Here is a 24,213-nt window from a genome sequence, read left to right as displayed (position 1 = left end):
TGTTGACCTTTTACAAGGTTGGCGGGAACTGGCGTGTCGAAAATAAGGCAGAATAACCGTGTTAACTAAAGAAATTTTACAAGCATTGAAATCATATGCTGAATCAATGCAGAAAGACGTAACCTTTGTCGTACAGACCGGTGAACATAGCAAGCGAGAAGAGCTTGTAAAGTTTCTGTCCGACATTGCTTCAGTAAGCGAAAAATTAAACGTAGAAGAGCGTGACACTAACGGTGAATTGCGCAGCGCTATCAGCTTTTTATTAGAAGCTGACGGTGAAGATACTGGAATTCGTTTCTCTGGTATTCCAGGTGGTCACGAGTTTAACTCGCTCGTACTTGCCATGCTGCATGTTGCAGGTACTGAGCTTAAGCTAGATGATAGCGTTAAGTCGATGGTGAAAGCCGTAAATGAACCACTTAATTTTGAAGTGTTCATTAGCTTAAGCTGTCACAACTGCCCAGAAATCGTACAGGCACTTAATCAATTTGCATTGATTAATCCTAATATCAAGACCGAAATGATTGACGGTGGGCTATATCAAAACCTAATTCAAGAGCGCGACATTCAAGGTGTGCCTAGCGTATATCTTAATGGCGAGCTGTTTGCGAATGGTAAAGTTGACGCCTCTGTGCTTATCAACAAGCTAATTGAACGCGACCCTAGCCTTAAAAAAGCAAACAAAGGTGATGCGTTACCACTTCAAGACGTAACGGTTATCGGTGGTGGTCCTGCTGGCGTTGCTTCTGCCATTTACAGTGCACGTAAAGGACTAAAAGTTGCCATTGTTGCTGAAACGTTTGGCGGCCAAGTTAAAGATACGATGGGTATCGAGAACCTTATCTCAGTACCTAAGACAACGGGCCCTGAGCTTGTTGGAAATTTGATGGAGCACGTGCGCGATTACGATATTACTCTTAAAGAGCACGTACGTGTTGATAACATTGAGAAAGGTAATATCAAAACTATTACGCTTTCTTCGGGTGAGCAAATTCGCACTCGCACTGTCATAGTAGCCACAGGTGCGCGCTGGAGAGAACTTGGTGTTCCGGGCGAAAAAGACAACATTGGTAACGGCGTGGCCTACTGCCCACACTGCGACGGCCCCTTCTTTAAAGGCAAAGACGTAGCTGTCATTGGTGGCGGTAACTCAGGTATTGAAGCGGCGCTTGACCTTGCAGGTATTGTGAAATCAGTGACGGTATTTGAATTTATGCCTGAACTGAAAGCGGATAAGGTACTTATCGACCAAGCTGTTAAGCGCGACAATATTACCATTATCAAGAACGCGGCTACGCGCCAAATTACGGCACAAAATGGCAAAGTGAACGCAATTGAGTACCAAGACCGTTCAACCAACGAGGTACATACGCAAGAACTAGCCGGTGTGTTTGTTCAAATTGGCCTGGTGCCAAACAGCCAATTTATGAAAGGCACGGTAGACATGACGCAATACGGCGAAATTATTGTAGACAATAAGTGTCACACGTCTGAGCCAGGTATCTTCGCGGCAGGGGACGTAACAACTGTACCTTACAAGCAAATCGTTATTTCGATGGGTGAGGGCGCCAAAGCATCACTTGCAGCATTTGAATATTTGCTAAGTCACGAAGTAGTTGAGACTGAAGAAGAAAGCGAAGCCGCTTAAAAACTTCTTTTTAGTTAACTTATAACCTCTAAAGCCGAACTAACTTTTTGTTAGTTCGGCTTTTTTATGTGTTGCGTTTAATAAAATATAACGGAAATAGTAATGATACTGGTTATCATTTGGTTTAAATTTTGATATGTTAGATAAAAGATCAGTGCACGATGGTTATTAGCTTTCAATGGGAAAGCCTAAAACCATCGTGCTTTAGTAAAAATTAGAAGACAACACATCACATGGATAGAACATTACTTAGTTTTGCTATTGCGTCCGTATTTGTTTCACACGTGAATGCTCAAGAGATTGAAAGTGAGATAGAAAAAGCCGCTGAAGCGAAATCAGTCGAGAAAATAGAAGTCAGAGGCGTGCGTTCCCCGTTTGGGGCAACGAAAACAAACACCCCGATAGTAGAACTAGCGCGTACTATTTCAATTGAAACAGCATTAGATCTTAAACAAAAAGGTGCCTTGAACCTCTCTCAATCAGCAACGTACATGGCGGGTGTTACAGGGGAGTCATTTGGCTACGCAACCCGTGTTGATTCTATCTCTTCCAGAGGGTTAAGCATTCCTCGTTACCGCGACTCAATTCAAGAGCTGTTTGGTAATTACAATTCGACGCGCGCTGAAATATACACCATGGAACAGGTTGAGTTACTTAAAGGCCCAGCTTCGGTGCTTTACGGACAGGGCTCTCCGGGCGGCATAATGAACTATGTGTCTAAGACGCCAACGTTGGGCAAAGGTAGTGAAGTCGTGCTTTCTTATGGCAATTTTGACCGCGCGCAAGTAGGTCTAGATGTAAATGGAAGCCTTTCAGAAAATGATGAATGGATAGGGCGTTTTGTTGGCATTTATCGCAACGCTGACTCACAAGTTGACTTTGTTAATGATGACACCCAAGTGCTGATGCCATCTATATCCTATATGCCTACCGACGACACCACGCTTACGTTAATTGGTCTTTTTCAAGACACAGAAAGCGATACTGCGGCGCAATTCATACCCGTTGAAGGAACGCTTCTTCCTCTTGCGGATGGTACGTTTTTGCCCAATCAAGATGTGTACGCCGGTGAGCCTGGGTTTAACAAATTCGACACGAAATCAAATCAAGTCACATTGCTAGGTGAACATATCATTGATGAGTCAACGTTTATCTCGTTTACGGCACTTTGGCGAGATGGCGAAGCAGATTACCATCAAGCATGGCCAACCTTTACTGGGGGAACGCGATACCTTAACGCATTTGTAGGCGCACCTATTGCACCTACCGATACGTTTGTTCCTCGTACGTTCTATCAGGCAGATAATACATTCAACCAACATGCTGTAGATGTGCGTGTTAACAAGCGTGTAATAACAGGTGTATTGGATCACGAAATACTGGCAGGTGTGCAGTACCAAAACGTAGAAACCGATGCTAATTCTGCTTACTACGCCGGTGGTGGCGCTCTGCAAGGAGATTTCAGGTATATCCTCGATTTGGCAAACCCTCAGTATACAGGTGCACCAGACCAAGCTACCTTCGATTCCATTTACAATGATGCGCCTGAGCAAACGGTGAAAGACGTAGGTTTCTATCTGTCAGACCAAATTTCCGTTGAAAACTGGCGATTGACCCTTGGGCTGCGTCACGATCGCGTAGACAACGATAACGGCGCAATTGAACAGGACGACACGCAAACGTCTTATTCTGCCGGCGTTTTATATCGATTTGATAACGGGTTATCACCATATCTAAGCTATGCCGAATCATTTGAAACCGTGGTTGGCCTAGATACCAATAACAATCAACTTAAGCCTGAAGAAGGGCGTCAGTACGAAGCAGGTGTGAAATACGAGTTGTCTTCGATCCCCGGTTTTATCACCCTTGCTTATTACGACATTGAAATCTCTAACCTTCCTAACCCTAATAACCTTCCCGATGAAGCGGGACAGCAACAAGGCGTTTCGTCCATTGAGGGATTTGAGCTTGAGGGGCGATTGAATTTCGGCGAAATTACCGCACAGTTTGCTGCCTCTGTAATGGATGCAGAAGATCCCAATGGCTTTGCCCTTTCTGCCCAGCCTGATAGCAATGCATCTTTGTGGCTGAACTATTCGCCTGTTGAATTAGATGCCTTGATAGTGGGCGCCGGTGTCCGCTACGTAGGAGAGACCGTTTCTGAAAATGGCACAATTAGGTATGAAACACCAAGCTACACGTTAGGTGACATTATGGTTGCATATGATTTATCGAGCAATTTGAATGTGCAACTGAATGTGAGAAACGTGACAGATAAGAAATATCTAACGTCTTGCCTATTCAGAGGAGATTGTTTCCCAGGGGTACGCAGAACGATTAACGCGTCGGTAACATACTCTTTTTAAGGAATGGTTATGCTTTCACTCACCGCAGGTGGTTTCACCCTTGCAGCCCTTACGGCGGTTTATAAAAGCTGGCGCGCGCAAGCGCCAACCTTTCTTTACCTAGGGCTTACTTTATGGCTGGTGTCTTCGGTTTGCTGGTCTTTTGCGCAAGGTTGGGAGTTTGGCGTGTTGTACGCGCTATGCATTCCAGCAATATTGGTGTGGCCATTTATTCTATTAAACCAAACACATTTACCGCAGCCAAAAAATGTTCCTCAATCTAGAGGCTTTGACTTCTCGGGCAAAACAGTGGCGGGGAACGTGGCGAACTACGTGGTAGTGCTTGGTGTGCTACTGGCAGTGAGCGTATTGCTGACACTTGGGCTGTGTGCGCTGCTTCCTTTTTCTATTGCGGGGAAATTAGCCACGGGTACCGTGTTACTGCCCATTCTATGGGGGCTGATTGTTTATCATTACCTTGCAACGGTAAACAAATTCAAAGTCATTAGCATTTATGCAGTAGTTGCTGCTTTATGCTTGCCCATACTTGTATACATGCCCCTGTAGGTGAGAAGCGATGGATAAACTAACTAAACAAAATGCATTAAATGCACATACTTGGGTAGGTATTTTTCTAAGTGTTCTTCTATTTTTAGTGTGTCTGTCTGGCACCATTGCTGTGTTTCACTTAGAGTTCGAGCGATGGGAACAGCCGCACATTGAAGAAATGGAAAATGTATCACCCGCGGTTATCGAAAAGGCAATGGATACGTTTTTAACGCAAAACACCGAAGCGTCTCACCACCTTTATGTAGTTTTCCCTACATCAGACATTCCACGACTGGTGGTAGAAAACGACCACGCGGCTTACTTTGCTGATAGTGAAGGGAACTTGCTGGAAAAAGAGAGCGTGTCTTTCACTCAAATGCTGGTGGATTTGCACCTGTATTTAAATTTACCTCATAGTTGGGGCATGATTTTAGTAAGTGCACTTGGCGCCATTATTTGCACGCTCGTCATTACAGGTGTCATTGCTCACAAGCGTATCGCAAAAGATGCGTTTAAACTAAGGCGCGGAGGGAATGGCCAACAAGCGCAAATTGATTTGCACAATAGGTTTGGCCTGTGGGCAGCACCGTTTCATTTAATTATTGGCGTAACTGGCGCATATTTTGGGTTGGCAGGCATTATCTTAGTTGTCGTTGCCTCTTTAAATTACGGTGGCGATCGCGATGCAGTGATAGACCAAATATTTACCCCAGATCCGGTGCTTGAACCTCAAGAAGGAAAGCCTGCTATTGGTAAAGCGTTTTCTCAAATGGAGAGCCTAGCCCCTGAAAAGTCGCCAATTTTCTTAACCGTACACAAAGTGGGTGAACCAGAACAATTTATTGAAATTTACGCCAAAGCGCCGAATAGAATGATTTATGCTGAAGGCTATCGGTTTGATACCGAGGGTAACTTCATTGGTGTGGCTGGCTATGAGTTTGGAGAATGGGGAAAGCAGTTGGTTTGGGCTATGTACCGTCTTCACTTTGGCGACTTTGCAGGCTTAACCAGCAAGTGGCTTTACTTTGTGTTGGGTGTCATGCTTACCATGCTTTGTGTGTCAGGCATGGAAATTTGGTTGTCTAAAAAGGCCCATCCACCTCTAGCTAGCAGGCTTTGGTACAGTACGGTGTGGGGTAGTGTGAGTGCGCTTGCGTTAACGGCTGTAGTAGATATGTTTTACGCAGGCTCGCTTATCGCCGTATTTTGGTGCTTGATGCTTGTTAATACTGCCGCTACCGTTGGCATTAAGTCGCTTACAAAGCCTGTATGGTTACTGATTTCCGGGGTGAGTGTATTAGTGCTGCTAGCAGCCTATGCAGCAGTGCATCAACACGCAACATTTACCGTAGCGTCGCTGCAGCTAAATATACCTATGGCCGTGTATGTAATCTGGAGTTTGTATCGCGCAACCACGTTATTAAAACATGCCAGCAAAGTAAAAGTAAAAGTGAAAGGTGGAGTCGATAAGCAAAGCGAATACAACCCGTCTCAGGCTGGCGCTTAAACGTAGGCGCTAGCTTAAACATAGCCGTTTCAAATTAAAGGCTTGTAGTTCGCAGCAGTATTAAAGCGCTGAAGCTGCAAGTAGTAAGAAGCTTATCAATTGACGTCTATTTGCCTAGGCATACAAGCTATGCGCTTGTGTGCCTAGCGCGCTTGTAATTGCGCACCTATAATTGCGCGCAGATTTGCGTTAATTACGTTTCTGGCGCTTCCACGTACCGCCATACAAATAACCGTCTTGTGTCTTCGCTTTTTCCTGGCAGGTTTTACAAACAATACGCCAACCCTCACTCTCACAAGTTTGAATGCGGTATTGCACATCGGCTTTAACGCCACAATTATCGCATGGTTTCGCTGGCCTTATTCTTTCCTTTTTTCCCATCGTTGCTTTCTCTAAACCTAGTGCGTTTATACTAAATAGCTGTTCATTCATATTAAGTAGCGAGGCAATCGTTGCTACAGGTGTTTTATCGGTCAACACGAGAGTCTGGGCCAGTACGCCATGTGCGGCACTTACTTGAAAGCCCAACATGATTGGTTAGATAAGCTTAGCAAGAGCTACGGCAATAGATGAGCCTTTAGCCACAAGATTACCCCACAATTTCATGGAAACAGAGGGGGGCGTAGTCATAAGGGATAATTAGAAAGGCGATATATAAAGAGGCATAAAAGAGTAAGGACAAATGTCCATGCTTGGAATATTTTAAACTTTTGTTACTTAGTACCGCATAAAAGGACGTGGCACTATTAGTTATGCTACATTCAATTGGCATATTGTTTTATCAAAAAGATTAGCTGTAAGAAAAGGACATTTTTCTAATCATGATAGCGTTTAAATATTCTACTATTGCTTTTGCAGTCACTATTTCACTTTTAACAGGATGTGGTGGTGGAGGTGGCTCGTCAGATAATCCGCCTGTGGCAACAACCCCTTCTACACCAACAACTCCCGTAGAAACAGCGCCTAAGTGGGAGGCCGGTATTTACGAGCCTCAATCTCGCTTTATCGCAAAGTGTGAAAACCCTCGACGCGGCACAGACCCTTTTACTGGAGATGCATATCCAGATACACAGGGCTCAGCTTTGGAAGAAAAGCTATGGTTACGTTCATGGACCAACGAAACTTACCTCTGGTATGACGAAGTGCCAGACAGAGACCCTGCAAACTATTCTATTTTAGATTATTTCGACTTGCTGAAAACAAATGAGGTCACCGCAAGCGGTAATCGTAAAGATCAGTTCCATGGGTCTATAGATACGGCAGAATACAATGCGTTGTCGCAGTCAGGTATCTCATCGGGTTATGGCTTTAATTGGAAGCAAGGCTCGGTAACCGTTCCTAGATGGCGAACGGTAAACTTTACCGAACCAAACTCTCCCGCAGCAACGGCGAACGTACCTAGAGGTGCAGTGTTAAAGCGTGTAAACGGTATAGATTACATTAACGACAACACGCAGCGCGGTGTTGATATTCTTAATGCAGCGCTATTTCCTGATAAACCAAGTATTGTAACAAATTTCGAGTTCAGGCTTCCTGATGACTCTTCGCTTTCTGTAGATTTAACGTCTAGCGATATTGTTTTGAGCCCTGTGCAAAATGTTAAAGTGCTAGATTCCCAAAATGGCCGTGTGGGTTACTTCCAATTCAACGCCTTTCTTACTTCCGCGCAACAAGATTTAGTTGACGCGTTCGACAGTTTTGTTGAACAAAATGTTACCGAACTTGTTATAGATCTTCGCTATAATGGTGGTGGTCGACTTGCGTTGGCTTCTCAGCTTTCCTACATGGTCGCCGGTCCTAGTCAAACAAATAACGCAATATTTGAAACTCTGCGTTTTAACGATAAAAGCCCTTCAATTAACCCGGTCACGAGGGAGCCAATTCGCCCAACCCCTTTTTATGACAAGGTAATTGATTATAGTGAAAGCGAATTCACCGATGTTCAGTTGCCCAGCCTATCTTTGACGAGGGTTTATGTGTTAACCACAGACGCTACCTGTTCAGCCAGTGAAGCGGTAATGAATGCACTTAGGGGAATTGACGTAGAGGTAGTGCAAATTGGCTCTAGAACATGCGGAAAACCCTTTGGCTTTTATCCTACCGATAACTGTGGTGAGACGTACTTCACCATTCAGTTTCAAGGTGTAAACAACAAAGGGTTTGGTGATTATGCAGATGGTTTTAGACCTGCTAGTACGCCAAACTTCGATTTTGAGTTACCTGGGTGCAGGGTTGAAGATGATCTTTCAAAAAGCTTGGGCGATCCGAATGAAGGCATGCTTTCTGCCGCCTTACACTATGCTGCTACAGGGTCGTGCCCTGAAGTTGCATCATCTAATGGTTCGGCGCTCATAGAGGATACAAGCGGTTTCGAAAACGCTTCATCTGATAAAAAACTTATACCAATTGAATCGCCTGAACAACGAAGAAAAACTTTCATTTTGCACAATAAAATAGACCAACCTGTTATTGAGAAGCGCAAGTGATGTTGCATTTCAATAAGGCGATGCTGCTTATTGCTTCAATGGCAATGTCACTTATTGTGGCAAGTGGCTGTGCGTCTGCCACAAAGGTTGATTTACGTGAAGCGCTGGCGAAGACATTGAACGCGAGTCAGAAGCAAAGTGTTGAAGACACCATTAGCACATGGTTTGGCGGCGCAAAGATTACCATTGCAGATGATGCGTTTAGTAAAACACCACAGTTAATCATTGAGCGAAAAGCGCAACGTGATAGCAGGGGGCTACCTGTAGAAGGAAGACACGATAACCCTGTGTTTAGCTTCACGTTACTGAGTAATGGTGAGCAATGTATATTGCGTAACGAACAAAGTGGTGAACTAGCCAAGCTTGAAAGTGTAAGCTGCTATTTTGTAAGCGACGCATAACTAAAGGTTTATTGGGTATAGCCAATGCCAACCGCTTTTTCTTACGCGTAAACGTAAAACGCCCAATGTTTTTTAGCATTGGGCGTTTTGTTTTTTAACGTAAGCGCTTCTAGCGTTTTTGTGTACTTGGCTGTTTTTGTGAACGGTGACGCTTAGTGCCACTTGCATTATTCACTTTTCCAGAACTGCCGCCGTTTCTACCAGACTTGTTGCCATTAGCGCCGTCGTTTGCGTTAACGGTGCTAGCGTCGCCGGTATTGCGTCTATTTTTAGTACTAGAATTACCGCCAGCTCCTCTGCCTTTCCCGTTTTTGCCTTGGAACGAAGGTGGTAGGCCGGTGTGTTTAGTTAATGCGCGCTCTCCACGACGACCTTTTTGTGCTTTCTGGCGCTTCTCATCAGCGGTTTCTGGCGGAACCAAGTGCTGCGGCCCTCGGCCAATTAAGTCTTCGCGACCCATACGTTTAAGTGCTTCACGAATTTGCGCAAAGTTCTTCGGATCGTGATAGCGCAGCATCGCCTTGTGAAGCCTGCGGTGAATTTCGCCTTTTGCAGAAGGTACCTCTTCACTGTCTTTAGTGACTTTGCGAAGGGAATTTACCTCGGTATGGTACATGGTTGTAGCCGTTGCCATAGGCGACGGATAGAAGTTTTGTACCTGATCCAGCTTGAATTTATTCTCTTTAAGCCAAATTGCTAGGCTTAACATATCTTCATCTGTCGTACCCGGGTGCGACGCAATGAAATACGGAATGAGATACTGCTTTTTACCTGCCTCTTGAGAGTACTTATCGAACAGTTCTTTAAAGCGGTAGTAGCTGCCCATGCCCGGTTTCATCATTTTAGACAACGGACCATCTTCAGTATGTTCAGGCGCTATTTTCAAATATCCGCCCACGTGATGAAGTGCAAGCTCTTTTACATACTCTGGGTCTTCCACTGCTAAATCGTAACGCACACCCGACGCTATTAAGATTTTCTTAATACCCGGTAAATTACGAGCGCGACGGTATAAGTCGATAGTTGGCTTGTGGTCGGTGTCCATGTGCGCACAAATACTAGGGTACACACAAGAAGGGCGACGACAGGTTGCTTCAGCTTTTGGACTTTTACAGCGCAAACGATACATGTTGGCCGTTGGGCCACCAAGGTCTGAAATAACGCCAGTGAAGCCTGGTACTGTGTCGCGAATTTGCTCAATTTCTCGAATAATTGAGTCTTCAGAACGACTTTGAATAATACGACCTTCGTGTTCGGTAATAGAACAGAAGGTACAGCCACCGTAACAGCCACGCATAATATTAATGCTGAAACGAATCATATCGTACGCCGGTATTTTTGCATCGCCATATACAGGGTGGGGCACACGCTGATAAGGCAAATCAAATACCGCATCCATTTCTTCGGTTTCAAGAGGCATAGCCGGTGGGTTTATCCATATGTGCCTATCACCATGGCGCTGCATGAGCGCGCGAGCACAACCTGGATTGGTTTCTTGGTGCAAAATACGCGACGTGTGTGCATAAAGCACTTTGTTGTCTTTTACCGTTTCATAGGCTGGCAGCTTAACGTAAACATTTTCCCATGGTTTACGCTTTTCTTTTTCTTTTTGAGGCGGCTGAATAACAATAGGCGCGGCTTCGGGCGCTTCGCTGCTTTTCGTGTCTTTATCTTGCGAATCGCACTCGGGCTCCATTTGGTATGGGCTCGGAATAGCGTCAATTTTGCCTGGTCTGTCTAGAGAGGTAGAGTCTACGCCTTGCCATTCTGGTAAGGCTTCTTTTACGATAATCGCGGTACCGCGAATGTCTCGCAAATCAGCAATATCTTCACCTGCCGCTAAGCGATGAGTTACTTCGACAAGAGGACGTTCGGCGTTACCAAAAAACAGCATGTCGGCTTTCGAGTCGAACAATACCGAACGACGTACTTTTTCACTCCAGTAATCGTAATGCGCAATGCGTCGTAAACTGGCTTCAATGCCGCCAACAATAACAGGTACACCTTTAAAGGCTTCACGGCAACGTTGCGAGTATACGGTAACCGCGCGGTCTGGGCGCTTGCCGCCCACGTTGCCAGGCGTATAAGCATCGTCGTGACGTAGCTTTTTATCAGACGTATAACGATTAATCATCGAGTCCATATTACCGGCTGTGACGCCGAAATACAGGTTGGGCTTGCCCAGCTTCATGAAGTCGTCTTTACTGGTCCAGTCTGGCTGAGAAATAATACCTACACGAAAGCCATGCGCTTCAAGCACGCGGCCAATTACCGCCATTCCAAAGCTAGGATGATCTACATAAGCATCGCCAGTAACCAAAATAACGTCACAACTGTCCCAGCCAAGGGCATCCATTTCTTCTTTCGACATAGGTAGAAACGGCGCTGTGCCTAAACAGTGTGGCCAGTATTTAGGATAAGAAAACAGGCCGCGATCGGCCTTAATGGTGGCTTGCATAGTAATCACATCTAGATAAATCAGGGAGTTGCTAAACTTTATATAAGACAAAGTTCAGAATTATGATGTAATTATAACAGTCTTGGTCATGGTTAGGTATAGCACTGTCATTAAATAACGGTGCTTTGTATACTCATGATATCTTCTACACGCTAGATAGCTCAATGCAGATAAGATACGAGTTTACTTAACGTGGCTTGGCACTGCATGTACACATTTATTAGTTAACGTATAAATGCGATGGTAGCAGGGCAGAATATAAGTAAGCCTTTTACACTGAATAACGGAAAACACTCGACACTATGGCATATTGGCTTTTTAAAACAGAACCTGATGCATTTTCTATTGATGATCTTTCAAATCGTCCCGATCAGACCGAACCGTGGGATGGCGTGCGCAACTATCAAGCACGAAACTTTCTGCGAGATGGCGTTAAGTTGGGAGACAAGGTGTTTATCTACCACTCTAGCTGCAAAATAGTGGGTATCGCAGGTGTTGCTGAAGTAGTAAAAGCTGGGTATCCCGACACCACGCAATTTAATCCTGAATCACGCTATTTCGACCCCAAATCGAGTGAAGATAACCCGCGTTGGTATAGAGTCGACGTAAAGTTTGTTGAAAAGTTTCCACAGGTCCTTCCGCTATCGGTGATAAAAGGGATGGAAAGTATTCGTGAACTACCTCTTGTAAAAAAAGGCGGAAGATTATCAATAATGCCTGTTGAAGAGAGTGAATGGCAGCAACTTTACGCAGCTGCCAAAAGCGTTTAAATCGCAAAATGTGGAAAATGCGGAAGTAAAAAAATGCTAGTTGCCTAGCGTAAATTTGGTATCAGCATCACGTAGAAGGAATAGAGCAAAACACGCGCCCCACATTGGCCATGCAGCAAAGAACAGTAAGTGATTAAATGCGTCTAAATATTGTGGGAAAGACGAAAGCGTAGAGCCACCGTGAAGCAAAAAAATAAGGCCGTACGTGTATTTTTTAACAAGGCCTGCTAGGAACGCCAGCACTAGCGCTAGCTGAAACGCGCCCATAATGTAAACGGCTGTTTCTGGCACACCGCCAATACCATAGAACTTTTCGAAGATAGCCATGCCGTGAGCAGGGTTAACAAATTTATCTAAGGTCCATACGAACATAACAATAAAGATGGTTACGCGAAGAGATAACAGAGACCATTCCAGACGTTTTTGAATATCATTGGTATTTTGCATAAATGCTCCAAAAGTATAATGTTGTGAATATACTAGAACGACTGTTCAAAATAAAAATTTCAATTAATTCTGTAATTTTTAATAAATTTTAAAAATTAAATGTACTGAAATTTTTTGTGATGCGTATCGGTCTTGTCGAACAAGAAATAAAAATACGGACTCGTTAATGAAAAAAACAATCGGCCTTGCCGTTAGCACACTTGCACTTGCCATAAGCCAATCACTGTCAGCTCAGCAATTGGCTGACATCGAAGTGGTTGAAGTAAAAGGCAATCAACAAAGCGTTGATACCCTAAACCCAGGTGACAACACGCTAAAAGGAATATTTGGAAGTGGATTAACCGCGGCCGAGACCCCACGAGCTGTAACCTCACTCTCAGCAGAAGCCATAGAAGCCCTTAACATTGATGATTTGCACGATATTGTTAAAGCCGCACCCAATGCTTATGCCTCAAGTGGCTTTGGTACACCAAGCTTGCCGAGCATTCGTGGCCAACTAGGTGAACTGTTTCAAGACGGAGTACGCAGACAGGCCGGTAATAACGGTTTTGGTTTGCCGTTATCGTTTAACAGTGTTGAGCAAATTGACGTGGTAAAAGGCCCGTCGCCAGTACTTTTCGGTAGCACGCAGCGCAACGGCGGTTTTGTAAACCTGCAAACGAAAGTTGCGCCAACCACGCAAAGTAAGGGTAAAGTTACCCTTCGAGCGGGTCGCTGGGACCAGTATTCCGCGCAAGTTGACTACGGTACGGCAATTGAAGAGGGTAAAAGCGGTATTCGCGTGAGCGCCGAATATTTAGATCACGATAGTTTTTATGATTTTGCAGAGCGCGACAGCACGAACTTATTCGTTGCCTATCGCTATACACCAAGCGACATACTTACGTGGGACGTTAGCGCAGAATATTACGATACCGACTATCCAGATAATGCAGGTATTAACCGTCCAACCCAAGACCTTATCGACAACGGGATTTACATAACAGGGCAGGGCGTACAACCAAATGGTAGCACGGTGCCTGGCGCAGGCGCTATTATTTCGCCCACGGGTGAAGTGGTGATTCCGCGAAACCGAGTGTTCACTAACCCTGATGATGTCAACGGCGCAGAAACTACCGTCATTCGTAGTAATATTGAATATAAACTGGCGGATAACGCAGCACTTCGCAATATTACCTACTATCAATATCTAGAGCGTGAAGAAATTGCGCAAAACAGCTTTGTAGAGATTATTGACGGTGCTGACACGTTTGAAAACCGCACCGAATTAGACTATCAATGGAACGACAACCAACTTACTACTGTTGGGTTAGCGATTCGTTACAACGATGTATTGGGGTATAGCCAATTTACCACTGAGGCAGATAACCCCATTGATTTAACCGGGCCTATTTCAAATCGCGTTATTCCACTTACCGATGCACAAAAAGCGCGTTTGGTTGAGCTTCGCCCGGGTGTATTTGTTTCTCCCGGGGCACAATACGATTTGAATGGCGATGGAAGCGGCGACTTTAATTTGTCTGACACCACAGACTCTACCACTTGGCAGACTGGGCTTGCTTTACAGCAGCGTTCAACCTGGACAGATAAGCTTTCAACTATCGCAGGTGTGCGTGTTGACTACTATGATGTTGAAGCGCGAGACCCGCTTGCGCCAACCTCAGTAGAAGCCGCGTCTGATACCCATAGCGATACGCTTACCAGTTATCAGTTAAGCGCCGTATATAAGTTAACCAGCGATGTTAATTTATATGCTGCGTTTTCAGAAAACGATGCCACTTCAAATAGTATGGCGGGCGGTACAGTTTTAGGAGGCAATAATGAGATTAACCCGCTTAACTTTGCCACCGAAAATACCTTGTATGAAGTAGGCGTAAAATACGCGCCAAATAGCCGCTGGTATGCAGAAGCGGCGGTGTTTGATCAAACCCGAAGCCTGCGTAATCGCGATGGAAGCAACAGCGGTGTTAAAACCCAAGGTTTTGAACTGCAAATGTTTTATCAAGCAGATGATATCTGGATAAACGCTGCATACAGCTACCTAGATGCACGCTTTGATAATTCAGCGGCTTTCCAAGAAACGGCACAAGTGATTGATGCATTCGATAATAGTCGTCCTGACATTATTCAGGGCACTGGCGTGGGTTCGCCGTCTTTCGCTGCCTTTCCTGCGTCCGATAGCCGTGTTCAGGGGATTCCGCCGCAAATTGCGTCCATTAATGCTGGCTGGCAGATTACTGATGATGTTCAACTAGGTGCAAGCGCGCTTTACACCAAGTCATTTCCATTAGATTTTTTGCAGACCGTGCACATACGTGACCAATATACGCTTGATTTGAATGCCGACTATCAAGTGAGCGACGACTTACGCGTGCGATTAGATGTCATTAACGTGACCGATGAAGAGAACTGGCAGCCGTTGTTTGAAGGCGGTTTCTTTGGCGCAACCCTTGTTATGCCGAATATGCCACGTCATGCTCAAGTTACCGTGCAATATGCGTTTTAAGCGCTAAGGATGAATATGTTTAAGAAAATAGCGCTACTAGGGGTTATTGCTGCCGCTATATTTAGCTTCTTTTATTTCGATTTAAATAGTTACTTAACGCTTCAGGGGATGAAAGACTCCCTTGATACTTTTCAAGCGCAAATAGCAGAAAACCCGGTGTTGAGCATAGGCGTCTTTTTCGCTGTTTATGTTGCTGTGACCGCATTGTCTTTGCCTGGCGCTGCAATTCTGACCTTAGCTGCGGGGGCGTTGTTCGGCCTGTTGCAAGGCTTAATCATTGTTTCCTTTGCTTCAAGCGTTGGTGCCACGCTGGCGTTTCTTGTTTCTCGATTTATTTTGCGCGACACAGTGCGTAATAAATTCAAGGAAAAGCTTAAGAAAATTGATGAAGGCGTAGAGAAGCAAGGCGCGTTTTACTTGTTTACCCTGCGATTAGTGCCTGTTTTTCCGTTCTTTCTCATTAATTTGTTAATGGGCCTTACTTCACTTAAAACGTGGACGTTTTATTGGGTTAGCCAAGTTGGCATGTTGGCGGGCACAGCGGTATACGTGAATGCAGGTACCCAGCTTGCACAGATAGAAAGTTTATCTGGCATTGTTTCACCTGGCCTTATTTTTTCGTTTGTATTGCTTGGCATATTCCCTTGGATTGCCAAAGGCATCGTTGCCGTTGTAAATCGTCGTCGCGTGTACAAAGGCTACAGTAAACCAAAAAAATTCGACCGCAACTTAGTGGTTATTGGCGCGGGCGCTGGTGGCTTGGTAACAAGTTATATCGCAGCAGCGGTAAAAGCCAAAGTAACCTTGGTGGAAGCCGGGGAAATGGGCGGCGACTGCTTGAATTATGGATGTGTGCCGAGTAAAGCCATTATCAAATCGGCAAAAGTGGCTAATCAAATGCGTCATGCCGAAAATTACGGTATTGAGCCTGTTACGCCTACTGTGCCCTTTAAAAAAGTAATGAGCCGAGTGCATGAGGTTATAGCAGCCATTGCACCGAACGATAGTGTTGAGCGTTACACCAATCTGGGTGTTGATGTTGTTAAAGGCTACGCGAAAATTATCAGTCCATGGACCGTTGAAATTAAAATGAACGACGGTGGTACGCAAACTTTAACCACCAAAAACATTGTGGTAGCGACAGGTGCAGCACCATTTGTGCCTGACTTGCCGGGTATTAAGGAAAGTGGCTATGTCACTTCTGACACTATGTGGGCGAAGTTTGCTGAACTTGACGACGCGCCCAAGCGCCTGATTGTTTTAGGTGGCGGCCCCATCGGCTGTGAGCTAGCGCAAGCATTCTCCAGACTCGGAAGCGAGGTGACGCAAGTAGAGCGCGAATCTCGCTTGATGGGGCGAGAGGATGCCGATGTCGCCGAGTACGCTGAATCGGTACTAAGAGAAAGCGGTGTAAATGTATTAACGTCTCACGATGCACTTCGTTTTGAACAGCAAGACGGTGAGAAAGTGTTAGTAGTGTCTAAAGAGGGCGTAGAATCTACCGTTGCCTTTGATGAGGTGATTGTGGCGGTAGGGCGTAAAGCACGCTTAAAAGGGTTTGGGCTTGAAGACTTAGGTATTCAATTTGATAGAACAATTGAGACTGACGAATACCTGCAAACCCTCATGCCTAATATCTTTGCAGCGGGCGATGTTGTTGGCCCTTATCAGTTCACTCATGTGGCAGCACATCAAGCCTGGTATGCCGCGGTAAACGCGTTATTTGGTACATTTAAAAAATTCAAAGTGGACTATAGCGTTATTCCGTGGACAACCTTTATCGACCCTGAAGTTGCAAGAGTAGGCATTAACGAACGTGACGCTGCAGAGCAAGACATAGACGTGGAAGTAACACGCTATGAATTTGCAGAGTTAGATCGCGCTGTTGCCGAGAGTGCACGAAAAGGCTTTATCAAAGTGCTTACACCACCAGGGAAAGATAAAATACTGGGTGTGACGATAGTGTCAGAGCACGCGGGAGATTTATTAGCCGAGTTCGTCATCGCTATGAAGCACGATTTAGGACTAAACAAGATTCTGGGGACCATTCACGCCTATCCCACTTGGGCTGAAGGCGCAAAGTATACGGCAGGTAATTGGAAGCGCGCTAACGCACCAGAAAAGCTGCTTAGCTATGTAGAAAAGTTCCACACATGGCGCAGAGGCTAAGTGTAATGGCTAGTTTGATGGGCGTGATAGAAATGATGGGGCGTTTCGCTAAAGCGGCGTCCTATAACTCAGCGTCTTTTAACCCAGCAGTATGGTGTTCAACGAAAACGCGAGTACTCAATACAGGGTGTTTAGCACTAAGTAGACTTATTCTGCTTACCCTTTGCCTGAGCTTTTCAGTTCAGGCACAGTCTGAAGGCGACTTACATAGCCCGTTCAATAAGTTATTGGGTAAGCATGTAAGGCCAATTGCCAATGGTGCAAGCACGCAAGTTGATTATGCTGGGTTTAAGCAAGACAGCGCCCAATTAACTCAGTATTTGAATAGCTTGGCAAGCGTAAAGAAAACCGCTTTCGATAGCTGGGATAAAGACGTACAGCTGGCGTTTCTTATTAACGCTTACAATGCCTACACCATTGATTTGATCCTTACCGAGTATCCGGATTTAGAATCTATTCGCGACTTAGGAAGCTTTTTCTCTTCGCCTTGGAAAAAGAACATCGCGCCTTTGCTGGGTAAAACCCGCACCTTAGACGAAATTGAACATGAACTGATTCGGGGCCCGAATGAAAGCAACCAAAGGTATGATGAGCCTCGTATACATTTTGCAGTCAATTGCGCGAGTATAGGCTGCCCCGCACTTCGCGAAGAGGCCTACGAAGGTGCAACGTTAGATACTCAGCTAGAAGCGCAAACTATGCGCTTTTTAGCAGATACATCGCGAAATAGGATGGACGGCAATACATTAAAAATCTCCAAAATTTTCGATTGGTATCGCGAAGATTTTGAAAGCGCGGGCAAAAACGAAAAGAACTGGCGCGGCACATCAAACCTTTCCCAATTTATTTTGCTGTATAAAGATGCGCTTGCACTCTCATCCGAGCAAGTTTCTTTGTTGAAACAAGGTAATGCTGATATCGAATTTCTTGATTACGACTGGGCTCTTAATGATGCCCAGTAGTGCGGTGTACGGGCGGTTTAGGGCTAAATCGCTTTCAGTGTTATGCGTGTTAATCTTACAAATGGCGTTGCTTACAGTTTTGGTGCTATCGACTTCGGTGAGTATGGCTCTAGCGACTTCTTCCCCAAAACAGAGCAATTTGCAAAAGCAGCCCAGTTCAAAAACGTTCTCCCAACCACAAAAAAATGAACCACAAAAAAATGGCATTGTGCGATTTCATGCATGGGGAGGTAGCGCTCAGGTTAATGGATACCTGCAGTGGGTAGCCACTCAAGTACGCCAGCGCTTTAACATTGAGCTGCAACACGTAAAGCTTGCCGACACCAGCGATGCCGTGTCTCGCGTGCTTGCTGAAAAGGCAGCGGGTAATCATGACAATGGCAGTGTAGATTTAATTTGGATTAATGGCGAAAACTTTGCTGCCATGAAAAAACACCAGCTTCTCAGTAGTGATTGGGTTGCCGAACTTGAAAACTTTGCACTCACTAATCCGGCTGCTAACCCTGCAATGACAACGGATTTTGGTGAACCTACCCAAGGAATGGAAGCTCCTTGGGGTAAAGCGTCGATGGTATTTTACTATCGTAGTGTGCACATGGCATCGCTTGGCATCACAGCCCCAAAAAATATTCACGAACTTCTTCGGTTTAGCGAAAAAGCATCAGGCCGATTTACTTATCCTGTACCTAACGACTATTTAGGAATTAGCTTTATAAAATACGCTGCTATTGCACTTAACGGCGACAAACAAACATTGTTTTATCAGCCCGTTACGGATAAAGCGCTTAAAACTGTGCTGCCTGCGCTGTGGGCGTTTTTAGATGCGCTGCACCCTACCATGTGGCAAGAGGGAGGTTACATGCTGCGCCAAGCCTCGCAACTACAGCGTTTAGTCGGTACAGGTGAGCTAACGCTGGCGTTTTCTTTCACTGCATCTGAAATTCCCTCTGCCGTGACGCGCTTTGATCTACCTGAAGATGTGCGCACTTATGCAATGCAAGATGGAAGTTTAGCCAATGTGCATTTTGTTGGGCTGACTTATAATTCAAGTAATAAGGCCGCAGCAAAAACGGTGGTTAACTTTTTACTCTCACCTGAAGCGCAGGCGAAGAAACAGGCATTGGCGGTGTGGGGCGACGATACGGTTTTAGATCTGACGCAGCTTTCTAAAGCTCAGCAGGCGTTATTTGACGATGAAAATACGCATCCTTCTGCTCTTGATAAATCTAAGTCAACGGTACTTTTTGCTGAGCCTCATGCAAGTTGGACTGACGCGCTGCGCGAAGCCTGGTACCAGCGCTACGGAGCGCGATACTAATGTTCGTTCATTTCACGCTATTTACACGTTGGTGCCTGCTGCTCATACTGTGCATTCCAGTGTTGGCAGGACTTGTTGGTGTAGTGTTTCCTGCACTAGGTTACTTTCCTGCTATTGGCGCCAACGCTATTTCATTTGAGGTTTTTACACGGTTCTTTGCTTTAGATGGTGTGTGGCAAATGATGTGGCTGTCGCTGTTTACGGGCCTTGGCTCAACGCTATTGGCGATTGCAGGCGCATTTTTGCTGCTCGCGGCGTTTTACCGTACAGCCCTGCTTGGTAAAATTCAGGGGCTACTTAGCCCGTTTTTGGTTTTTCCCCATGCGGCAGCAGCTATTGCGTTATTGTTTGCATTAAGCCCCTCGGGGTTATTTGCACGCCTTACCACCTTCGGTAATGACGTTGCCTTACCGGCATCAAGTAGCAGCATTTTCCCTTATGATGAGTTTGGCTTAAGCGTACTCTTCGCGCTTAGCTTAAAAGAGTTACCCTTTATTATTTTAATGACACTTAGCGTGATGTCTCAGCCGTTGGTACAAAAAAAGTTAAACGGTTACGTGCAAGTAGGTAATACGCTTGGCTATTCTCACATCGCGAGCTTCTTTAAACTGGTCATTCCCCCCATTTTTGCCCAAATAAGGCTGCCCATATTGGCAGTATTGGTGTTTGCTACTTCAAATGTAGAAATACCGCTTATTTTAGGGCCTAACAACCCCAGTACGTTGGCCGTAGCAATTATGCACTGGTTCAACCATATTGATTTGTCTATGCGATTATTAGCAAGCAGCGCAGCAGTGGTACAAGTGGCGATATCTGCCATTGCATTGCTCATGTTCTTTGGTATTGAGCTTATGGTTAAGCGCATTGGAAAGTACAGCATTGTAAAAGGTAAACGCCCCATGGCTGACTCCCTCATTCAAGGGTTAGGCTTTGGCATATTGGTACTTTATGTCGTATTGATTTGTGCGGTGGTGTATACCGTAGTTACGTATTCTTTTGCTAAGCACTGGCATTATCCCACGCTGCTGCCAGAAGGGGTTACCTTACTTCACTGGTCTACAGCATTAAGCGCAATAGCTGCGCCGCTAATTAATTCATTGATACTTGGTATGTTAGTAAGCACAACGTCTCTTATTCTTGTGTTGTTTGCCCTTGAAAGCGAGCAACTCAAACCTGCCAATGCATTTACGGCCAACGCTTTTTCTATCTCGATATTTCTGCCGCTTTTGGTGCCTGGCGTCGCATTTTTGTATGGTTTGGTTTGGTTCCAGCAAATTGTTTTACAAAATGCAGTATGGTTTCACACGTTTATTGCGCACATGGTGTATGTGTTGCCGTATGTGTTTTTATCTATGGCGGTGGCGTACCGGAAGTTCGACAATCGCTATGCTTGGGTAGCCCAAAGCTTAGGCAAAACGCCGTGGCAGGTGTTTTATTACGTCAAACTTCCCTCTATGATTGGCGCCATTTTAGTGGCCTGGGCACTGGGGCTTGCGATCAGTTTTAGCCAGTATTTACCTACATTACTTGCGTCTGGCGGTACTATACCCACCGTTACCACCGAGGCCGTAGCATCAGTATCGGGAAGTAGCACAAGGTTAACGGCGGTGTTTGTGATTGTTCAAGCTGTTATGCCGCTTGTTGGGTTTGCTCTAGCGTGGTCTTCTGATGCTTTTTTGGGTGAAAAACGCGGTAACTCAGTACCAATAGTGAAAAACGAAAAGAAAAAGGGCGTACTGCACAGTGCTTAGTTTAGAGAATATTGTTATTTATCGCGACAATGTGGAGCTACTTAACGTTAATGCCTGCGTGGAAAATGGACAAGTGTTAACGGTAATGGGCCCAAGCGGCTCGGGTAAATCTACCTTACTTCAAGCCATAGCGGGTCAGCTTCATGCGCCGTTTCGTTGTAGTGGAAGCATTAAGATAAACAATGTTGTGATTAACGACAAAGACGCGCATTTGCGCAAAGTAGGCATGATGTTTCAAGACGCACTGTTGTTTGAACACATGACGGTGGGAGAAAACATTGCCTTTGCAATGCCTGAAGATGCGCCGAAAGGCAAACAAGCTAGAAACAATGCTATTGAAGAACTGTTAGGGGCTGTAGAGTTAGAGGGTATTGCGCATCGCGCGGTAAACACACTTTCTGGTGGTCAACAGGCGCGAATAAGTTTATTGCGAACCTTAGCTTCACAACCCGACGTTGTGCTGTTAGACGAGCCTTTTAGTAAGTTAGATCTTACCTTGCGCGGACAAATTCGAAGCTGGACATTTAAGCAGCTTCAAACGCGAAATATACCCGCCGTATTAGTGACCCACGACAAAGACGACGCGATGGCGGCAGGCGGCGACATTATCGAGTTATCACCATGTTAGATGCAAAAGTGACTCCTTTCATTAAACCGCTACTAAAACCGCTTATTAAAGCGCTGGATAGCAGAGGTATCTCTCCTAATCAGGTTACTCTTGCTGGCTTTTTTACCGGTATATTGGCGGCACCCTTTATAATTCTTAACTGGTGGAATGTGGCGCTTGGTTGCATCATATTAAATAGAGTGTTTGATGGCATAGACGGTGAGCTAGCGCGCTACCAAAAAAGTAGCAGTAGTGCCGGGGGCTATTTAGATATTTGTTTAGATTTCCTTTTTTATGCTTCTATTCCGTTGGCGTTTGGTATTGCAAACCCTGAGGAGTGGGGCATACCAGCCATGGTGTTGTTAGCCACCTTTATTGGAACGGGCAGCAGCTTTTTGGCGTTCGCTATTGCGGCAGAGAAATTTCAAATAGACAGGCCTCAGTTTGCTAATAAAAGCTTTTACTACATGCAGGGATTAACTGAAGGCACTGAAACCATATTAGTGTTTTTGGCGTTTTGTATATGGCCTGACTATTTCGCGCCAATTGCCTATGTGTTTGCTGCAGCGTGTGCCGTTACGGTTATTACGCGTATAGCTGGTGGTTTCACCACGCTTGATAATGTAGAACGCAAAAGATAGAACGCAAAAAGTAGAGCGCGGGACATGGGCGCAAAAGATAGAGCGTAAAAAGTAAGGCAGTGATAAAACGGTATATATGACGGTAAATAAACAACCGTATTTTAAGAACAAGGGCCAAAACAAACATATTAAAGGTGATACACGTTGGATAACGCGTCTGTTATTCGCCTAAGCATATTTTTAGGCGTATTTGCTGTTATGGCTTTACTTGAAACAGTTAAGCCAGCAAGAAAAGCCGTACTTGATAGAAAATCCCGCTGGGTTGGCAATTTATCCATGGTGGTTTTGGGCGCGGTAGTGTCGCGAATAATTCTGCCAGCGACGTTAGTGGGTGTGTCTTTATGGGCGCAACAAGAGGGTGTAGGGCTTTTTAACGCTGTTATGGCTGCTAAGCCAGATTCCATCACGCCTAACGATGGCGCACTTTCTTCAAACATCATTTTCATTTCTATTGTGGCAATAAGCATTTTACTGCTTGATATGATTATTTATTGGCAGCACCGACTTTTTCACACTGTGCCTTTGTTGTGGCGGGTTCACAAAATGCATCATGCCGACAGCCATGTCGACACCACCACGGGCCTGCGCTTTCATCCTATTGAAATAGCGATAAGCTTAGGTGTGAAAGCAGTAGCGGTAGTCTTATTAGGTGTTCCGGCTGTGGCCGTTGTTATTTTTGAAGTGGCGCTTAATGGCTTTTCGCTTTTTAATCACGCCAATATTCGTTTGCCGCAAAAGTGGGACGACAGAGTAGGGCTGGTGCTTATCACCCAGCGTTTGCATCGTATTCATCATAGCCAAGCGAAAAAAGAGTCTAATTCTAATTATGGGTTTAGCGTGTCGTGGTGGGATAGGCTGTTTAATAGTTTTACGCCACGGGCCGAACACAGCGATGAAACGCTGCCGATCGGTCAAAAAGATGTGCCAGCAGTAAAAGAAAATGCATCAATACTTGCTTTGCTTCTTCAGCCGTTTAAATCTAAATAATGCCGAGAACCCCTAACGCTTTTAGTACAAGATAACCCGTACCTAATTGAAGTAGCATTCCGACAATAAGAAACACGCCATCGCGGTTGGTCATGCCAAGGGCGGTAATGCAAAGTGCTAGTGCAGGGAGCGCTACTGCGAAAGGAATCACCTCTAAAGGAATCATGCAAAGGGATGCAATGGCACAGTAACCCGCAATGAAGTTTTTCCCTGGTGTTTTTGATAAAAAAGTGAGTCGAGGCTTAAGGAGTTTCTCTGTCTTTCGAGCGTAAGGCTTGGCACGTTGAATTGCACTATCAAGTTTGTCAGTAGTGATTTCTTTTTCACTTATCCATTTAGGAATCCATGGGCTTGAATTACCTATGGCAACTTGAATACAGATAAAAAACAACATTATTCCGCACAATGTAGGTACACCCGGAATAGCGCCGGTGGGGAGCAGGGCAATTAGCGCTGGTACTAATAGTAAAGGGCCGAACCCTCTGTCCTCAAAACGCTCGATAATGTCACCCAAACAAGTTTTGTTATCTTGTTCTTGCTCATCTTGCATTTCATCCAACAGTTCTACAATTGAGTTGTTCATTATAAAAATATAATTCCATTTTACAGTTGTTCCTTCAATCAGTACGAATTGACCTCAATTAAGTTTAATCACGTAATA

General features: G+C 45.1%; 19 protein-coding genes. 15 read left to right on the top strand and 4 right to left on the bottom strand.

What is annotated here, in order from left to right:
• Positions 1-58: 58 nt before the first annotated feature.
• From ahpF to ACHUFN_RS01495, 4 genes are all read left to right on the top strand, one after another.
• On the top strand, positions 59-1,648 hold the full coding sequence (ahpF, locus tag ACHUFN_RS01510) for an alkyl hydroperoxide reductase subunit F (RefSeq protein WP_394220558.1): 1,590 nt from the start codon (positions 59-61) through the stop codon (positions 1,646-1,648).
• Between the two features lie 233 nt (positions 1,649-1,881).
• Entirely contained in the window at positions 1,882-4,014 is a 2,133-nt protein-coding gene (locus ACHUFN_RS01505) for a TonB-dependent siderophore receptor (RefSeq protein WP_394220556.1), read from the top strand.
• A gap of 9 nt (positions 4,015-4,023) precedes the next feature.
• On the top strand, positions 4,024-4,560 hold the full coding sequence (locus ACHUFN_RS01500; protein ID WP_394220554.1) for a hypothetical protein: 537 nt from the start codon (positions 4,024-4,026) through the stop codon (positions 4,558-4,560).
• A 10-nt stretch (positions 4,561-4,570) separates the two neighbouring features.
• Positions 4,571-6,049 carry a PepSY-associated TM helix domain-containing protein gene (locus ACHUFN_RS01495; protein WP_394220552.1) on the top strand — a complete coding sequence of 493 codons (1,479 nt, stop codon included), beginning with the start codon at positions 4,571-4,573 and terminating at the stop codon, positions 6,047-6,049.
• A 189-nt stretch (positions 6,050-6,238) separates the two neighbouring features.
• On the opposite strand, the gene ACHUFN_RS01490 is transcribed toward ACHUFN_RS01495, so the two are convergent.
• Positions 6,239-6,580 (bottom strand): hypothetical protein, encoded by a 342-nt coding sequence (locus ACHUFN_RS01490; protein WP_394220550.1) that lies wholly within the window; start codon positions 6,578-6,580, stop codon positions 6,239-6,241.
• A gap of 290 nt (positions 6,581-6,870) precedes the next feature.
• On the opposite strand from ACHUFN_RS01490, the gene ACHUFN_RS01485 reads away from it, so the two are divergent.
• Positions 6,871-8,535 (top strand): S41 family peptidase, encoded by a 1,665-nt coding sequence (locus tag ACHUFN_RS01485; RefSeq protein ID WP_394220549.1) that lies wholly within the window; start codon positions 6,871-6,873, stop codon positions 8,533-8,535.
• Positions 8,535-8,936: an eS24 family ribosomal protein gene (locus tag ACHUFN_RS01480; RefSeq protein WP_394221027.1), complete on the top strand. Its 402-nt coding sequence runs from the start codon at positions 8,535-8,537 to the stop codon at positions 8,934-8,936. Before ACHUFN_RS01485 ends, ACHUFN_RS01480 begins: the two co-directional genes overlap by 1 nt.
• 109 nt (positions 8,937-9,045) lie before the next feature.
• Here ACHUFN_RS01480 and ACHUFN_RS01475 read toward each other — a convergent pair whose 3' ends face one another.
• Positions 9,046-11,394, bottom strand: coding sequence for a YgiQ family radical SAM protein (locus ACHUFN_RS01475; RefSeq protein WP_394220547.1), 2,349 nt, complete (start codon positions 11,392-11,394; stop codon positions 9,046-9,048).
• Positions 11,395-11,696: 302 nt separating this feature from the next.
• On the opposite strand from ACHUFN_RS01475, the gene ACHUFN_RS01470 reads away from it, so the two are divergent.
• Complete coding sequence (locus tag ACHUFN_RS01470) at positions 11,697-12,164, top strand: EVE domain-containing protein (protein ID WP_394220546.1); 468 nt, start codon at positions 11,697-11,699, stop codon at positions 12,162-12,164.
• A gap of 36 nt (positions 12,165-12,200) precedes the next feature.
• Here ACHUFN_RS01470 and ACHUFN_RS01465 read toward each other — a convergent pair whose 3' ends face one another.
• Complete coding sequence (locus ACHUFN_RS01465; protein WP_394220544.1) at positions 12,201-12,611, bottom strand: hypothetical protein; 411 nt, start codon at positions 12,609-12,611, stop codon at positions 12,201-12,203.
• A 166-nt stretch (positions 12,612-12,777) separates the two neighbouring features.
• Here ACHUFN_RS01465 and ACHUFN_RS01460 point away from each other — a divergent pair, with 166 nt between their 5' ends.
• From ACHUFN_RS01460 to ACHUFN_RS01425, 8 genes are all read left to right on the top strand, one after another.
• A complete protein-coding gene (locus tag ACHUFN_RS01460) occupies positions 12,778-15,117 on the top strand; it encodes a TonB-dependent receptor (protein ID WP_394220542.1) in 2,340 nt (779 codons plus the stop codon).
• A gap of 15 nt (positions 15,118-15,132) precedes the next feature.
• On the top strand, positions 15,133-17,286 hold the full coding sequence (locus ACHUFN_RS01455) for an FAD-dependent oxidoreductase (RefSeq protein ID WP_394220540.1): 2,154 nt from the start codon (positions 15,133-15,135) through the stop codon (positions 17,284-17,286).
• Positions 17,287-17,291: 5 nt separating this feature from the next.
• The gene (locus ACHUFN_RS01450) at positions 17,292-18,248 is read left to right on the top strand and encodes a DUF547 domain-containing protein (protein WP_394220538.1); all 957 of its coding nucleotides are present in this window, start codon (positions 17,292-17,294) and stop codon (positions 18,246-18,248) included.
• A 46-nt stretch (positions 18,249-18,294) separates the two neighbouring features.
• Positions 18,295-19,566 (top strand): ABC transporter substrate-binding protein, encoded by a 1,272-nt coding sequence (locus ACHUFN_RS01445; protein WP_394220536.1) that lies wholly within the window; start codon positions 18,295-18,297, stop codon positions 19,564-19,566.
• The gene (locus ACHUFN_RS01440; protein ID WP_394220534.1) at positions 19,566-21,317 is read left to right on the top strand and encodes an ABC transporter permease; all 1,752 of its coding nucleotides are present in this window, start codon (positions 19,566-19,568) and stop codon (positions 21,315-21,317) included. The genes ACHUFN_RS01445 and ACHUFN_RS01440 overlap by 1 nt, the downstream gene beginning before the upstream one ends.
• Positions 21,310-21,945 (top strand): ATP-binding cassette domain-containing protein, encoded by a 636-nt coding sequence (locus ACHUFN_RS01435; protein WP_394220532.1) that lies wholly within the window; start codon positions 21,310-21,312, stop codon positions 21,943-21,945. The genes ACHUFN_RS01440 and ACHUFN_RS01435 overlap by 8 nt, the downstream gene beginning before the upstream one ends.
• Complete coding sequence (locus ACHUFN_RS01430) at positions 21,939-22,565, top strand: CDP-alcohol phosphatidyltransferase family protein (protein ID WP_394220531.1); 627 nt, start codon at positions 21,939-21,941, stop codon at positions 22,563-22,565. Before ACHUFN_RS01435 ends, ACHUFN_RS01430 begins: the two co-directional genes overlap by 7 nt.
• Positions 22,566-22,709: 144 nt before the next feature.
• A complete protein-coding gene (locus ACHUFN_RS01425) occupies positions 22,710-23,552 on the top strand; it encodes a sterol desaturase family protein (protein ID WP_394220529.1) in 843 nt (280 codons plus the stop codon).
• On the opposite strand, the gene ACHUFN_RS01420 is transcribed toward ACHUFN_RS01425, so the two are convergent.
• Complete coding sequence (locus ACHUFN_RS01420; RefSeq protein ID WP_394220527.1) at positions 23,545-24,135, bottom strand: exopolysaccharide biosynthesis protein; 591 nt, start codon at positions 24,133-24,135, stop codon at positions 23,545-23,547. The two genes, ACHUFN_RS01425 and ACHUFN_RS01420, sit on opposite strands and share 8 nt — an antisense overlap.
• Positions 24,136-24,213: the final 78 nt, after the last annotated feature.

The organism is Alteromonas gracilis, from assembly GCF_043642145.1.
Classification (GTDB): Bacteria; Pseudomonadota; Gammaproteobacteria; order Enterobacterales; family Alteromonadaceae; genus Alteromonas; species Alteromonas gracilis_B.
Note: the sequence above shows the minus strand (reverse complement) of the source record. Positions and strands in the feature narration are given on the sequence as shown.

What these genes read in the sequence shown, in the direction of transcription:
- ACHUFN_RS01455 (WP_394220540.1), top strand. Translation starts at nt 15,133, where the DNA reads ATGTTTAAGAAAATAGCGCTACTAGGGGTTATTGCTGCCGCTATATTT.
- ACHUFN_RS01460 (WP_394220542.1), top strand. Translation starts at nt 12,778, where the DNA reads ATGAAAAAAACAATCGGCCTTGCCGTTAGCACACTTGCACTTGCCATA.
- ACHUFN_RS01490 (WP_394220550.1), bottom strand. Translation starts at nt 6,580, where the DNA reads ATGTTGGGCTTTCAAGTAAGTGCCGCACATGGCGTACTGGCCCAGACT.
- ACHUFN_RS01495 (WP_394220552.1), top strand. Translation starts at nt 4,571, where the DNA reads ATGGATAAACTAACTAAACAAAATGCATTAAATGCACATACTTGGGTA.
- ACHUFN_RS01470 (WP_394220546.1), top strand. Translation starts at nt 11,697, where the DNA reads ATGGCATATTGGCTTTTTAAAACAGAACCTGATGCATTTTCTATTGAT.
- ACHUFN_RS01480 (WP_394221027.1), top strand. Translation starts at nt 8,535, where the DNA reads ATGTTGCATTTCAATAAGGCGATGCTGCTTATTGCTTCAATGGCAATG.
- ACHUFN_RS01430 (WP_394220531.1), top strand. Translation starts at nt 21,939, where the DNA reads ATGTTAGATGCAAAAGTGACTCCTTTCATTAAACCGCTACTAAAACCG.
- ACHUFN_RS01505 (WP_394220556.1), top strand. Translation starts at nt 1,882, where the DNA reads ATGGATAGAACATTACTTAGTTTTGCTATTGCGTCCGTATTTGTTTCA.
- ACHUFN_RS01475 (WP_394220547.1), bottom strand. Translation starts at nt 11,394, where the DNA reads ATGCAAGCCACCATTAAGGCCGATCGCGGCCTGTTTTCTTATCCTAAA.
- ACHUFN_RS01485 (WP_394220549.1), top strand. Translation starts at nt 6,871, where the DNA reads ATGATAGCGTTTAAATATTCTACTATTGCTTTTGCAGTCACTATTTCA.
- ACHUFN_RS01465 (WP_394220544.1), bottom strand. Translation starts at nt 12,611, where the DNA reads ATGCAAAATACCAATGATATTCAAAAACGTCTGGAATGGTCTCTGTTA.
- ACHUFN_RS01420 (WP_394220527.1), bottom strand. Translation starts at nt 24,135, where the DNA reads ATGAACAACTCAATTGTAGAACTGTTGGATGAAATGCAAGATGAGCAA.
- ACHUFN_RS01450 (WP_394220538.1), top strand. Translation starts at nt 17,292, where the DNA reads ATGGCTAGTTTGATGGGCGTGATAGAAATGATGGGGCGTTTCGCTAAA.
- ACHUFN_RS01440 (WP_394220534.1), top strand. Translation starts at nt 19,566, where the DNA reads ATGTTCGTTCATTTCACGCTATTTACACGTTGGTGCCTGCTGCTCATA.
- ACHUFN_RS01500 (WP_394220554.1), top strand. Translation starts at nt 4,024, where the DNA reads ATGCTTTCACTCACCGCAGGTGGTTTCACCCTTGCAGCCCTTACGGCG.